The sequence below is a fragment of the Leeuwenhoekiella sp. ZYFB001 genome, from assembly GCF_011784865.1.
Lineage (GTDB): Bacteria > Bacteroidota > Bacteroidia > Flavobacteriales > Flavobacteriaceae > Leeuwenhoekiella > Leeuwenhoekiella palythoae.
Genome location: NZ_CP050460.1, coordinates 1,739,063 through 1,752,826, shown reverse-complemented (window position 1 = coordinate 1,752,826; position 13,764 = coordinate 1,739,063). Strand labels below are relative to the sequence as shown.

Annotated in this window: 14 protein-coding genes; 6 read left to right on the top strand and 8 right to left on the bottom strand. The window is 39.2% G+C overall.

Annotated features, from left to right (window positions below; all coding sequences use genetic code 11):
* Nucleotides 1-10: 10 nt before the first annotated feature.
* The 7 genes from thrS to HCN54_RS07660 all read right to left on the bottom strand — a co-directional run bounded on the left by thrS (nucleotide 11) and on the right by HCN54_RS07660 (nucleotide 8,245).
* Entirely contained in the window at nucleotides 11-1,957 is a 1,947-nt protein-coding gene (thrS, locus tag HCN54_RS07690; protein ID WP_167597239.1) for a threonine--tRNA ligase, read from the bottom strand.
* Between the two features lie 123 nt (nucleotides 1,958-2,080).
* Nucleotides 2,081-3,421: a DUF58 domain-containing protein gene (locus HCN54_RS07685; protein ID WP_167597238.1), complete on the bottom strand. Its 1,341-nt coding sequence runs from the start codon at nucleotides 3,419-3,421 to the stop codon at nucleotides 2,081-2,083.
* The gene (locus HCN54_RS07680; protein ID WP_167597237.1) at nucleotides 3,421-4,458 is read right to left on the bottom strand and encodes an AAA family ATPase; all 1,038 of its coding nucleotides are present in this window, start codon (nucleotides 4,456-4,458) and stop codon (nucleotides 3,421-3,423) included. The genes HCN54_RS07685 and HCN54_RS07680 overlap by 1 nt, the downstream gene beginning before the upstream one ends.
* A 2-nt stretch (nucleotides 4,459-4,460) precedes the next feature.
* Nucleotides 4,461-5,681, bottom strand: a complete 1,221-nt coding sequence (locus HCN54_RS07675; RefSeq protein WP_167597236.1) for a DUF4350 domain-containing protein — start codon at nucleotides 5,679-5,681, stop codon at nucleotides 4,461-4,463.
* Nucleotides 5,678-6,421, bottom strand: coding sequence for a DUF4129 domain-containing protein (locus HCN54_RS07670; protein WP_167597235.1), 744 nt, complete (start codon nucleotides 6,419-6,421; stop codon nucleotides 5,678-5,680). The genes HCN54_RS07675 and HCN54_RS07670 overlap by 4 nt, the downstream gene beginning before the upstream one ends.
* The gene (locus tag HCN54_RS07665) at nucleotides 6,421-7,278 is read right to left on the bottom strand and encodes a hypothetical protein (protein ID WP_167597234.1); all 858 of its coding nucleotides are present in this window, start codon (nucleotides 7,276-7,278) and stop codon (nucleotides 6,421-6,423) included. Before HCN54_RS07665 ends, HCN54_RS07670 begins: the two co-directional genes overlap by 1 nt.
* Entirely contained in the window at nucleotides 7,256-8,245 is a 990-nt protein-coding gene (locus HCN54_RS07660; RefSeq protein ID WP_167598855.1) for a stage II sporulation protein M, read from the bottom strand. The genes HCN54_RS07665 and HCN54_RS07660 overlap by 23 nt, the downstream gene beginning before the upstream one ends.
* 199 nt (nucleotides 8,246-8,444) lie before the next feature.
* Between HCN54_RS07660 and HCN54_RS07655 the strand changes: the two genes are divergently transcribed.
* From HCN54_RS07655 to HCN54_RS07645, 3 genes are read left to right on the top strand one after another with little or no spacing between them, the layout of a single operon-like run.
* On the top strand, nucleotides 8,445-9,167 hold the full coding sequence (locus tag HCN54_RS07655) for an RDD family protein (RefSeq protein ID WP_167597233.1): 723 nt from the start codon (nucleotides 8,445-8,447) through the stop codon (nucleotides 9,165-9,167).
* Nucleotides 9,167-9,787, top strand: coding sequence for a trimeric intracellular cation channel family protein (locus HCN54_RS07650; RefSeq protein ID WP_072979211.1), 621 nt, complete (start codon nucleotides 9,167-9,169; stop codon nucleotides 9,785-9,787). Before HCN54_RS07655 ends, HCN54_RS07650 begins: the two co-directional genes overlap by 1 nt.
* 42 nt (nucleotides 9,788-9,829) lie before the next feature.
* Nucleotides 9,830-10,375 carry a pyridoxamine 5'-phosphate oxidase family protein gene (locus HCN54_RS07645; RefSeq protein WP_167597232.1) on the top strand — a complete coding sequence of 182 codons (546 nt, stop codon included), beginning with the start codon at nucleotides 9,830-9,832 and terminating at the stop codon, nucleotides 10,373-10,375.
* Nucleotides 10,376-10,380: 5 nt separating this feature from the next.
* On the opposite strand, the gene HCN54_RS07640 is transcribed toward HCN54_RS07645, so the two are convergent.
* Entirely contained in the window at nucleotides 10,381-11,106 is a 726-nt protein-coding gene (locus HCN54_RS07640; protein ID WP_167597231.1) for a peptidylprolyl isomerase, read from the bottom strand.
* Nucleotides 11,107-11,108: 2 nt separating this feature from the next.
* Here HCN54_RS07640 and HCN54_RS07635 point away from each other — a divergent pair, with 2 nt between their 5' ends.
* The 3 genes from HCN54_RS07635 (at nucleotide 11,109) to HCN54_RS07625 (ending at nucleotide 13,742) form a co-directional block, all read left to right on the top strand.
* The gene (locus HCN54_RS07635) at nucleotides 11,109-11,756 is read left to right on the top strand and encodes an NUDIX hydrolase (protein ID WP_167597230.1); all 648 of its coding nucleotides are present in this window, start codon (nucleotides 11,109-11,111) and stop codon (nucleotides 11,754-11,756) included.
* 63 nt (nucleotides 11,757-11,819) lie between these two features.
* Nucleotides 11,820-12,623, top strand: a complete 804-nt coding sequence (locus tag HCN54_RS07630; protein ID WP_072979203.1) for a lysophospholipid acyltransferase family protein — start codon at nucleotides 11,820-11,822, stop codon at nucleotides 12,621-12,623.
* A 180-nt stretch (nucleotides 12,624-12,803) separates the two neighbouring features.
* Nucleotides 12,804-13,742 carry a serine hydrolase gene (locus HCN54_RS07625; RefSeq protein WP_167597229.1) on the top strand — a complete coding sequence of 313 codons (939 nt, stop codon included), beginning with the start codon at nucleotides 12,804-12,806 and terminating at the stop codon, nucleotides 13,740-13,742.
* Nucleotides 13,743-13,764: the final 22 nt, after the last annotated feature.

The following is a 13,764-nucleotide window of genomic DNA, read 5'->3' as shown; positions in this document are numbered from 1 at the left end:
ATAATTTTAATTAAACTTCAAATTTTTTCAATGTCTTGGAGATTTCAGCATCAATCAGTTCAGCAAATTTTGCAACTGTCATCGTTCCTAAATCTTCTCCACCATGTTTACGTACAGAAACCGTACCATCATTGGCTTCTTTCTCGCCAATTATTAACATGAAAGGCATTTTCTGCATTTCTGCTTCGCGAATCTTCCTTCCCATAGTTTCTCCACGATCATCTATCGTGGCACGTACACCATGATTTTCGAGCAAAGTTAATACTTTTTGTGCGTAATCCTCATAGTTTTCACTGAGTGTTAACACGGTAGCCTGTTCTGGCATCAACCAAAGTGGGAAATTTCCGCCGGTGTGCTCAAGCAAAATAGCAACAAAACGCTCTAAACTTCCAAAGGGTGCTCTGTGAATCATCACCGGGCGGTGTTCTTCATTATCACTGCCTTTGTAGGTAAGTTCAAAACGTTCAGGAAGATTGTAATCCACCTGAATGGTTCCTAACTGCCAGCTACGGCCTAACGCATCTTTTACCATAAAGTCTAACTTAGGCCCGTAAAACGCAGCTTCGCCGGTCTCTACGACATAATTTAAACCTTTAGCTTTAGCGGCATTGATGATCGCATTTTCGGCTTTTGCCCAGTTCTCATCAGTACCTATATATTTCTCCTTATTCTCGGGGTCTCTTAAAGAAACCTGAGCGGTAAAGTTTTCAAAACCTAGTGAGCCAAATACATAAAGTACAAGGTCAATTACTTTCATGAACTCATCGTCCAGCTGATCTGGAGTACAGAAAATATGCGCATCATCTTGCGTAAACCCACGTACACGTGTAAGTCCGTGCAATTCACCGCTTTGTTCATATCTGTATACTGTACCAAATTCAGCATAACGCTTAGGGAGATCACGATAACTCCACTGCATCGCATTATAGATCTCACAGTGATGCGGACAGTTCATAGGCTTCAATAAGAACTCTTCACCTTCTGCCGGTGTCGTAATAGGCTGAAAGCTGTCTTCTCCATATTTTGCATAATGCCCAGAAGTCACATAAAGTTCTTTTTGACCTATATGAGGAGAAACCACCATCTCATAACCTGCTTTTTTCTGAGCAGCCTTTAAGAAATTTTCAAGACGCTCACGCAAAGCGGCACCTTTAGGCAGCCATAATGGCAGTCCTTGTCCTACTTTCTGCGAAAAAGTAAAAAGCTGAAGCTCTTTACCTAGTTTTCTGTGATCGCGTTTTTTTGCTTCCTCAAGTAATTCTAAATATTCTTTTAAATCTTTTTGCTTCGGAAATGAGATACCATAAACTCGAGTAAGTTGCGGCTTGTTTTCATCGCCTCTCCAGTACGCTCCGGCAACGCTCATCAATTTAACCGCTTTTACAAAACCGGTATTGGGCAAGTGACCACCGCGACATAGATCTGTAAAGGTATCGTGATCGCAGAAAGTGATCGAGCCGTCTTCTAAATTTTCGATCAATTCTACCTTATACGGATTGTCTTGCTTTTGATACATTGCCAGCGCATCTGCTTTAGAAACACTGCGCATAGAAAACTCGTGTTTTCCGCGAGCGATCTCAAGCATTTTATCTTCAATCTGTTTAAAGTCGTTCTCGCTGAGGGATTTTTCACCAAGATCTACGTCGTAGTAGAATCCTTTGTCAATTGCGGGACCAATGGTAAGTTTTACTCCCGGATACAATTCTTCTAAAGCTTGCGCTAAAATATGCGCCGAAGAATGCCAAAAAGCTTTTTTTCCTTCATCATCATTCCAAGTAAACAAAACAAGTGCACCATCCTCGGTAAGTGGGGTGGTGGTCTCAATCGTTTTGTTATTGTATTTAGCTGAAATAACATTTCGCGCCAAGCCGGCACTTATGCTGTTTGCAACATCAAAAGGTGTTGCCCCGCTTTCAAATTCTTTTACGCTGCCATCTGGCAAAGTAACTTGGATCATAATAAAATTTTAGGCTGCAAAGATAAAGGCTTTTGCGAGAAAATTAGATAGGAGTTATTCAAAAATTTATAGAAGATTTTAAGCGCTTCAAACGTTTTAAATAGTGTTTGTTTTATCGAAGCATTACAGAATTCCGCGTGCTTTTATTTCCAAATATTTATTGATGGTAATCACGGTTAAATCTTCGGGCTTGGTAAGTACGGTTTGAATGCCATTTTTTTCCAGTTCCTTAACCATTAACTTCTTCTCATAGTGCATTTTTTGGGCAATCGTTTTATGATAGATCTCTGGTGTGTTCTGAGCTTTTTTAGCGATTAGATCTTCAAGTTCTGTGTTTTCAAAGAAAATAACCACCAGAATGTGCTTTTTGGAAAGTCCTTTTAAATAGGGCAATTGGCGTTGCATTGCGCTGCTATGCTCAAAATTAGTGTACAAGAGCAATAAACTGCGGTGGGATATTTTTCGCTTTACTTCAGCATATAATCTACCAAAATCACTATCAAGAAAATTTGTTGAGATCGAATAAAGGACTTCAAGAATAGTATTTAAATGCGTTTTCTTGCTGCTGGCTGCGAGATGATTGTGAATGGTGTTGCTGAAGGTTAACAACCCGGTTTTATCGTTCTTTTTTAAAGCTATATTGCTAAAAGCAAGCGAACTGTTTATCGCATAATCGAGTAAGGTAAGGCCGTTGAACGGCATTTTCATCACGCGGCTTGCATCTATAATAGAGTAGACAGGTTGTGATTTTTCGTCCTGAAACTGATTGATCATCAGCTCGCCACGCTTAGCGGTTGCCTTCCAGTTTATGGTACGCACATCATCGCCACTCACATATTCTTTGATCTGCTCAAACTCCATCGTATGACCTATACGCCTGATTTTTTTGAGACCAAATTGCGTCAGTTTATTATCAATCGCCAGAAAGGCATATTTTTTCATCTGAATAAATGAAGGATACACTTTGACCTCTTGATCTTTGCCGAATGTAAACCTGCGTCTGGCGAGATTTAAAGTGGAATTGACATAGATATTCAGGCGTCCAAAAGTATAGACTCCGCGTTCTACCGGCCTTAATTGATAGTTGATTATAGTTTTTCCGCGAGACGGAATGCTTCCGGTTTTTAGAAAATCGCGTTTTTGAAACTGAACAGGAATTTCATCAATCACCGAAATACCAATAGCAAAATTATACTTGTTTTGAATTGCTAAGGGGACTTCATTAAGATCACTATTTGAAAATTTCTCAGGAAGCTTCCGCGCTGCGTTTATTCCTTCCTTGTTTTTAAAAAGTAGTACGACATCAAATAGAAATGCGACACTTAAAAAAAACGTTCCTAAAAGCGCAATGCTAAAAAGCGTATGCCACCAGTAGGAGAAAAGAAAGAGTACGATAAGCACAGCGAGTATAAAAAATAGTCGCTTACCGAGATAAAGATTTTTTATGAAGTTAACGATGCGCACTAACGAGGGACTTCAACAGATTGTACTAACATATCGATAACGGTTTCCGGAGTCATACCTTCCATCTCGCGTTCTGGAGAGAGAATAACCCGATGTCGTAAAACCGGAGTTACGGAGCGTTTTACATCTTCTGGAGTCACAAAATCTCTCCCGGAAATCGCAGCAAATGCTTTTGCAGCGTTCATAATAGATAGGGAAGCACGAGGCGATCCTCCTAGATATAAATGCGGATGCGTGCGCGATTTTACCGTGATCTGCGCGATATAATTAAGTATTTTTTCTTCTACTAGGATTTTACGGGTTTGCTCGCGATATTCTTGAAGTTGCTCTGGTGAAAGTACACTATTGATGGCTTCTGCTTGTGAGCCGGTACGCTCGTTTTGTGATTTAAGAATTTGAATTTCATCTTCTAGGTCGGGGTAATTCACTTTGATCTTGAATAAGAAACGGTCAAGTTGTGCTTCGGGAAGGGCGTAAGTTCCTTCTTGTTCAATAGGGTTTTGTGTGGCTAAAACCATAAAAGGTTTTTCTAATTCATAACGATGCCCATCTATGGTGATCTGGCGTTCTTCCATCACTTCAAAGAGTGCAGCCTGAGTTTTAGCCGGAGCGCGGTTGATCTCATCAATTAATATGATGTTAGAGAAAATAGGCCCGTGTTTGAATTCAAAATCACTGGTTTTCATATTTAAAACCGAAGTTCCCAGAACGTCACTTGGCATTAAATCTGGTGTAAATTGAATACGACTAAAGTTGGTGTTCAATGTTTTGGCAAAAAGTTTTGCGGTAACCGTTTTAGCAATTCCCGGAACACCCTCGATCAAAACGTGGCCATCAGAAAGCAAAGCGACGATCAGCAGCTCTATAAACTCGTGCTGGCCTACAATCACTTTTGCAAGTTCAGCTTTTAAAGCAGCTACGTTATCTCGTAATTCTTCGAGCGGAATTCTGCTCTGAAATGCTAAATTTTCTGAAGCTTCATCCGTCGAATCTTGAGGTGTATTTTGATTTTCAGGGTCTTTATAGGATTCTTCCATAACTAATGGGTGTTTTTAAAATTTTCTACAAGCGTATTGAGCTTTATAAGTTCGTCCTCGCTCACAACAGCTTTTTGTCTGATCAAGATAATATAATCTACGAGCGATTTGATTTCGGTTTGAGGTTTGCCGCTTTTAGCGGTTAATTTGTCAACAAAATCCTGACTAAAGCGCTCTGTTGACAAGGAATAAACGCTGCGTATATGCTCTAAGATATGATTGATCTGGTGCATCGCGATTTGCCGATTATCTTTTTTGTCAAGGTACATTCCGGCAATAGTTCTTGTATAATCTAATGTTTTATTCGGTAAAGGCTGAATCACCAGAATGCTGCGCTGTTTACGCTTTCCTTCAAAAATAACCCACAGAACCGCTACAAGAATTAGCAAGTACCACGACCATTTTAAATATTTATTGGTCAAAATCAATCGCAATGGAGAAACAGCATATTCTTTACTGTTTTTATAATATTGATCTAAGTATATCGTGCCATCATCTGGGAGGTAAGACAGAGCTTTTGCAGTATATTCTGCATTAGTACTGTCTAACATAAAAACATTGGTAAAGCCTTCTGGGAACGTGTGTAAATAGACAGTTCCGTTCTTGTACGGAGTTTTAATAAAATTGACTTTGGGCTTTTTTATTTGTGACGAATCGTTATCACGAATCAAATCAAACACGCCAAGAACAGTTGTTTTAAGAGTGTCTATCTCATCAAAGTAAACGGTACCAACATCTTTATTTAACCGAAAAGGGCGCTCTGCTTTTAATCGCGGGTTGGTAAAATTAACCAGTGGTCGTTTTTTTAGGTTGGCGGTCTCGCTATAAAAGTTCAGGCCTAACCAAAGGCTGTCTAAGATGGTTTTGCTAATAGAGCCGGCCGAAACAAAAAGGGTATTGCCTCGTCCTACCCATTCTAAGAGTTTATTACTTTCGGTGGCATCATTATAAACACTTCCGTTTAGGAAAAAATAAGTGCTTCCTGCTGGTAGGGTGCTGTCTTGTAAAAACTCGAATGGGGGAATGTTGACTTCTTCAATTCGGTTTGCATTAATCACACTGGGCAATTGCTCGTGAAAAACATAGGTGCCAAAAGGAATTTTATCCTGCTTACCGTATCCCTTAAACCAGTTGATGGGTTCGGGTTGTGAAGCTTCGGCAAGAATCAAAACCGCAAGAAAAGCGATGAGTACCCCTGCCATTATTTTATAGCGTTTGCTCATAAATCTGCAGTGGTCTTTTTAAATTCTTTTTCGGCTTTTAAAAACTGGTGCGAACTCACATTAAAATTTCCATACCAGATAAAATCGTAGATCCGGGTTAATTTGGTAAAGTCTGCACGCAAGGTGTCGTTCTTGATTTCATAAACATAATCGGCATTGGTTTTTTGAGCTTGCCAATCTATAATATCTTTTTGTGCTAACTTTTGTAATAACAGTAAATAATAAAAACGTACGGCGAGTCTATAATTGTTTTCTTTCAGCGCAGTGTCAATAAGTTCTTGTATGTTTTGGGTCTCTATTATTTTTTGTTCGTCTGAAAGAATGACTTTGTTCAAAGCATTTGTTTTGAGAGGCGAACCGCCAAAGTCAATGCGCATAATGAACCAAACGAGCAAGGCTACCACCAAAATAATGATCAAATAAGGCAGTGCTTCAATCAGAAAACCAAGAATACCGCCAACTTCTTCTCCCTGTAAAAGCCATTGAATAAAAGAAGCCCAGAGGTCATTAAGCCAGGTTTTAAAGCGTGTCCAAATATTATCTGGCGGAACAAAAGCCACATAGTCAAAGGCGTCATCCTGACGGTATTCTTCAAGTGCTTGCTCCTCAAAATATTTAGGCGCCACAACACTGTCATCATAGCGCACTTGCCGGGCTACAGTTGTTGAATCGTTTGTATTTTGAGCAAATGCTGCAAACGAAAACAAGCAAATCAATATGTAAAACAGCTTAGTGATCATTAATGGTCTGAGCCAATACTTTCAATAGTTTCAAAAGTTCCGGTTTGATTTTTCTTTTCATTCAGATTGAAATAAATGAAAGCGATCGCGATGGTAAAAATACCGGCAAGAATGTATTGCACCGCCGATGAAAGCACGCTCAGCGTAATATAAACCCAATCAAACATACTTGACATATCGCCTTGAGAGATTGTTTCAGCAGAAAGAAAACCTTTGGTTAAGCTATATAAAATCACAGGGAGTGAAAGTACAATGTTAGCGATGTAGAGTAAAATACCTAAAACCAACATTGTGGCAAAGGTGATCCACCATTCATTTTTGATGAGTTTAAAACTGTCTGAGATAGAATCTCCCACAGCTTTATTTTCAAAAACCAGAATGGCCCAAGCTAACGACAGAGGAATCGCAATATAAACTCCGGGAAAGAAACACAGCATAAACCCAAAGAAGATCATTATGAAAATTAGAAAAGTGAGCCCGGTTAAGCTACCCAGTTCTGATTTTACAGAACGTTTTAACTCATCTTGATCTACAACCCCTTGATTGGCAACATATAGCTTGATATAGTTTAAGATGGTACCATAGAGCACACCATAATAAAAAAACAGGGCGATAAATAAAGCTAAAATGGGTAGGAATAAATTAGCTGCGCCAAAAGTACCACCCTCTAAAAATGAAAAGTTGGCCGTTGCGCTCGTGTAGTACGCAGAGATACCTATCAGCACTAAAAATGGAATCGCTGCATTGCGTAAAAGTGCTTTAAACAATGGTTTGTACTCCAGCCGAATGAATTTAAATGTATCGGTAATTATGTCGCCTAGTTCGCGTTGTTTTTTAAATGTGATCAGTTCTTTCATCTAATGGTTGTAGTTGTTTTTTGAAATATATTTTGGGGTATACGACGTAGTAAAATAAAATTAGTAACAAAGAAAGTGTAATAATTAAGATGGCTAGCCAGTCTGGCATTTCGGTATGCCGGGTAACAAAACCTTCAAGAAAGCCGGCAATAATAAAAAACGGAATCGTACTCACCACGATTTTTAATCCGTCTTTCATACCGCGTTTAAAGGATTCTAGGCGGGTATAGGTTCCCGGGAATAAAATACCGTTTCCTAAAACCAAACCCGCTGCGCCGGCGATAATGATCACCGAAATTTCAATCGTACCGTGAATCCAGATCGTGCGTACAGATTCCCATAGCAGTCCTTTGTCATAAAAGAAATATTGAAAAGAACCCAACATAACTCCATTTTGCATCATTAGATAAAGGGAACCAATACTGAGTAAAATTCCGAAGATAAAAGCCATTAGCGCGACTTTAATATTATTTACGGTGATGCCCATAAACATTTCAACTTCGTTCATTTCTTTATACACCCGCATCGGGTCATTATCAGCAATATTTTCTAAGGTCATATTTACATAAGCATCTCCCAGTATACTACGCACGTAAGCGCCATCTGTCGCAGCGCTATAAGCACCTACGACACAAAATAGGGTAAACACTAAGAAAGAAATGAGCAACTGGCGCTGATACTTGTACATCAACAACGGAAATTCTTGAGTGAAAAAAGTGATAAAACGCGTGCTGGATTCTTGCTTGGTTTTATAGATTTTTTGATGCGATTGCGAGGCCAGATGGTTTAAGTATTGCGCGGTTTTACTCTGAGGATAAAAGGTCTTCGCATAGCTAAGATGATCTGTAACTTCAAGATATAGAGCAGATAATTCGTCAGGTGATAAATCTGTATGATTACCAGACAGAACGTTTTCAAATCTTATCCATTTGTCCTTATTTTGCTTCACAAAAGCCGCCTCGCGCATAAATTGAATTGTTGTGATGCTCATTAAAACAGCCTCAAAATGGGGTTTAATGAGAATGGTATCGTTCAAAGATAAAAGAATAGTAGATTACGTGTGCTTATTTAATGCCTAATTTATTTTTTTGCATTTTGAGCGCTCTGAAACAAAAGTTCTAATAGACATTTTTTAATCTCGACTGTCGGGAATAGCATTTAAGTTAATGGATAATTTTCAAATAGAAACTGCTCAAAATGTGAGCATACAGCAGCAAGTTGCAGGTATTGGTGATCGTATTTTGGGCTACCTGATAGACCTTTTAATCTTAGGTGCTTACTGGATTGCCTCAATCTTTTTGCTTTCTGCGTATGGACTGGACTCTAATTCTAACGGTTCGATCAATATTTACTTTATGATCGTTGGGATTCCTTCGTTTTTATACTTTTTATTACTCGAAGCTTTTTGGGATGGTCGTACCCCGGGCAAGGCCGCTTTAGGTTTACGTGTGGTAAAAATAGATGGCTCAAAACCAGGTTTTGGAAGTTATTTTGTGCGCTGGTTGATGCGTATGGTAGACATAACTCTTACCAGTGGGGGAGTGGCGGTATTTACCATTTTGCTTAACGGAAAAGGGCAACGCCTGGGAGATATCGCTGCCGGAACAACCGTAATTACTGAACGTAAAAAGGTAAAAATCAGCCATACAATTTTAGAAACTATAGCAGACGATTATGTACCTAAATATCCACAAGTGACTGTGTTTACAGATGCCGATATTCAAAAGGTAAAAACCATTTATACCGAAGCACGCCTGCACAGCAAACACAATGTTATTCTAAAATTGAGTCAGAAATTGGCGGCAACCATGCAGATCACTCCAGAAGAAACACCTTTTAACTTCGTAGATCGGGTGCTTAAAGATTATAACTATTACACCCAGCAGTAATGGAAAATATTGCCAGTATAATTGATATTTTAGGAACTATCGCATTTGCGATTTCGGGAGTGATCACGGCAACAAAAAAGCGTATGGATCTTTTTGGGATCTTGATCATTGCGACGGTTACTTCGGTGGGCGGTGGCACTTTACGTGATTTGCTCATTGGCAAATCGCCGGTTTCTTGGTTGCTAGATTCAACCTTTGTGTATATCATCGTTGCGACTACTATAGTAGGTATTATTTTTAGAAAGCAATTGCGTTACGTGCGCAGATCATTATTTTTATTTGATACCATTGGTATTGCGTTATATACGGTCACCGGTGTAGAAATTGCATTGTTGATCAACCTGGACCCGGTTATTTGTGTGGCTCTCGGGACTATTACTGCTTGTTTTGGAGGAGTGATTCGCGATATTCTGTGTAATGAAATTCCGGTGATTTTTAGAAAGGAAATTTATGCGAGTGCGTGTATTGCAGGAGGAACGTTGTATGTCATAATGCACCATTACGGCATTGCTGCTGGTGTAAATGCAGTAGTTTCAGGACTTGTGGTAGTTGTCATTAGAACGTTAGCGGTGGTATATGAAGTGCAACTGCCTTCTATTTATAGCAAGGCAGAGCGGTAGCAGACTGCAATTACTTTCGTAGCTTTAAAAAAACTTTCAATCATGGGCAAAAAGCTTCCGCATCTCAATCAACAACTTCAAGAATTTATAGATGCCCAAAAGATATTTTTTGTGGGTACGGCAGCTGCCGAAGGACGTGTGAATATTTCACCTAAAGGCATGAACACCTTTTATATTCTGAATGAACAAGAGGTACTTTGGCTCAATCTTACCGGAAGCGGAAATGAAACCGCAGCGCATTTGCTCGAAGATACGCGGATGACGATTATGTTTTGTTCGTTTGAAAAAAATCCATTGATTTTGAGACTTTATGGTGAGGCCGAAGTTTACCATGAGCGCGATGATCAGTTTGCTGCGTATATGAAGTATTTTGAAGAAACTGCAGGTTCCCGACAGATCTTCAAGTTAAAAATAGATTTGGTACAAACTTCCTGTGGTTTTGGAGTTCCTTTTATGGACTATAAAGGGGAACGCGAAACGCTAAAGGTTTGGGCAGAACAAAAAGGAGAAAGCGGTATTAAAGAATACTGGACCGAAAAAAATCAGACCAGCTTAGACGGTTTAGAAACCGGGATTTTCAAAGATTAAAAAGCTTAATCTAGCAATTCTACTTTTAAATATACATTTTCAATAGGCCACTCGTTGTCATCTGTTTTGAGTTTATTGATTTCGTCAACCACATCCATACCTTGAGTCACGCGGCCAAAAACCGTATGCTCGCCGTCAAGATGATGAGCGCCACGCTCAGGAACCACAATAAACCATTCAAAAGGAGAAGAGGCATCGCTGATGTTTTGCTCTAAATATTTTGCTGCCGAAAATGCGCCGCGCACGTGAGTGTGATTAGCACTAGCTTCGTTGGGAATGAGATAATTTCCTATACGCTGGCGCTTCTTAGGTGTTTCATAACCATCGCTATTTCCCCCTTGTACAACAAAATCCAGCGCATTGCGATGAATCATAGTGTCATCAAAATAACCTTGTTTTACCAGAAGCACAAAGTTGGCACGATGCAAAGGCGTATCTCGGTAAAGTTGAATGTCAATATCACCAAATTTCGTTGAAATACGTGCTCGCGTTTCTTTATTCTTTTTTCCGTATTCGGTCAAAAAGGGGATTAGCTCTGCTTGAGATTCAATAATTGAACCCGGTTTTTTCTTAAGACGCTCGTTTTCGGCTTGAGCTTTTTGCTCTGGAGTGCTATCTAAAACAGTCTCAGTTTGTTGCGTTTCCTCGGCTTTTTCTTTTGTTTTTTTATCTTCACATCCGGCTCCCGTCAATAGAATTAAGCTAAGTAAAAAGTAAAGAGAAGTACGCATATATGCAGTTTGATGAGTTTTTAAAACAAGTTCCAAAATTAAGCAATTTGGAATTATTAGGACAAGAAGCGCAGTTTCTTATGGCGCCCGATGAACGCATTCGTGCATTAAGCGAAATGGATATCGAAGCCAAAAAGCCGCGATGGGCAGGGGTGATGGCAGTTTTTTATCCTAATACTAAAGGGGAAACGACACTCGTACTCATTTTAAGAAAAACCTATAAAGGAGTTCACAGTAACCAAGTAGGCTTCCCCGGTGGTAAAGCCGAAACCTTTGATGAGAGTATTAAACATACTGCTTTGAGAGAAACAGAAGAAGAAGTAGGCCTTCCGCAAAGCGAAATAAATGTCGTGAAGAAGCTCACTAAATTATACATTCCACCTAGTAATTTTTGGGTACAACCTTTTATAGGCTATGTAGAGCAAACTCCGGTATTTACCAAAGAAGATGCAGAAGTTGAAGCGATATTAGAAGTTCCGCTAGAGGAGTTTCTTGCAGACAAAAGCGTTATAAAGCAACGCATAGATACCTCTTACGGGACGATGCTTGACGTTCCTGCTTTTTATCTTTCAGAGCACGTGGTCTGGGGCGCGACCGCAATGATGCTAAGTGAAGTCAAATGGGCATTTCAGCAAATAGATCGACTTTAGGCATATAATTTGAAGTTTTAATTTTATATTTCACAACTATCCTTTTATTACGTACAAAAAACTATGGGACTTTTTAAAACCAATCCGTTTGGGCATTATGACTTCATCAAGAAGTGGCTTATACGAGTGGCGGGTGTGATGTCACATCGCCGCTATCGTGGTTTTAATGCGTTACAGATAGACGGTTCTGAAATTATAAAAGATCTGCCGGACACAAACGTACTTTTTGTCTCTAATCATCAAACCTATTTTGCTGATGTTGTCGCGATGTTTCACGTATTTAATGCGAGTTTAAGCGGTAGAGTAGATAGCATCAAAAATGTAGGTTATCTGTGGCAGCCTAAACTCAACATTTATTATGTAGCAGCAAGCGAAACGATGCGCAGTGGATTATTACCGCGTATTATGGCTTATGCCGGTGCAGTTTCAGTTAGCAGAACTTGGCGATCTAAAGGAAAAGAGATTGACAGACCTGTAAACTTGAGCGATACCGAAAATATTGGGATCGCATTGCACGACGGCTGGGTGATCACTTTTCCGCAGGGAACTACAAAACCTTGGAAACCTATTAGAAAAGGTACCGCGCATATCATTAAACAATACAAACCTGTAGTAGTGCCTATCGTTATTGATGGTTTTAGAAGATCTTTTGATAAAAAGGGAATTCGTATTAAAAAACGCGGTATTCTTCAGACTATGGAAATTAAAAAACCATTAGATATCGACTACGAAAATGATAGCGTAGAGGATATTGTAGAAATGATTGAGTATGCCATAGAGCAGCATCCTTCCTTCTTAAAAGTAATTCCGCAGGAAGAATTAGAGAAAGAAGAACAGCTTAATCAAACCCGTAGATGGGACTATTAGTCAGTGAAATAAACCTACAAATTTCTTGAGTTTTAACATTTCTTTGGCATAGCGCTTGCAACTATTTAAAACAAAGAATGTTAAATATTGATTTTAGGTTGATTTTTCTTTAACCTTTGCATACTATTAATGTAAATATTGCGTTAAAGCCCCAAAATCAATTAGACCCAAAAATTGTTTATGAGAAAACTAAGTTTCGCCCTTGTATTGCTAGTAGTAGCAATGACTTCAAAAATAACTGCACAAGAACTTCCATTTAAAGATTGTATTGATGCACCGCTAGAAGATTTTAACAGCAGTGTTTTAACTACTCAATTATACAATCAGATCGCTAAAGATCCTACAATGAAACGCCTGATAGACCAGAAAAAGATGGCTGTGGGTATTGTGAGTCTTGATGACCCTAATGCGATTCAATATGCAGGTCTTAATGGTGAAGAAATGATGTATGCTGCGAGTTTGCCTAAAATTGCAATCCTACTTTCAGCGATGGATGCGATCGAAAAAGGAGAACTTAAAGAAACCGCAGAAGTTAAAAAAGATATGTGGTTGATGATCAGCAAATCAAATAATCAGGCCAGTACGCGTATGATTGACCGTTTGGGATATGACAAGATCTCAAGTGTTCTTACCAGCGACCGTTATAAGTTATACGATCAGAATAAAGGCGGTGGTCTTTGGGTAGGAAAGCGCTATGCGGCTGCCGGAGAACGTAGACCTGACCCAATGAAAGGACTAAGCCATGCCGCAACTGCAGAACAAGTTTGCAGATTTTACTACAAATTAGTTACCGGTAAATTGGTAAGCCCAGAGCGTTCTAAAGCAATGCTTGATATTATGGAGAATCCTTCATTACACCACAAGTTTGTAAATACGCTTGAGCGTATAGCACCTAATGCACGTCTATTTAGAAAATCTGGTTCTTGGAAACAATATCATTCAGATTCTATTTTAGTTTGGGGAGAAGATGGTCGCAAGTATATTATGGTTGCGCTTATTGAAGATCCTAACGGTGAACAAATTATAAGAAATTTAGTATTTCCTGTAGAGAAAGCTCTACAAAAATCTCGAACTTTACTTGCAAGTGCTACAAAAGGCGCTGGCAACTTAGGTGATTAAGAAGTTCCTTAAAAAGACGTTT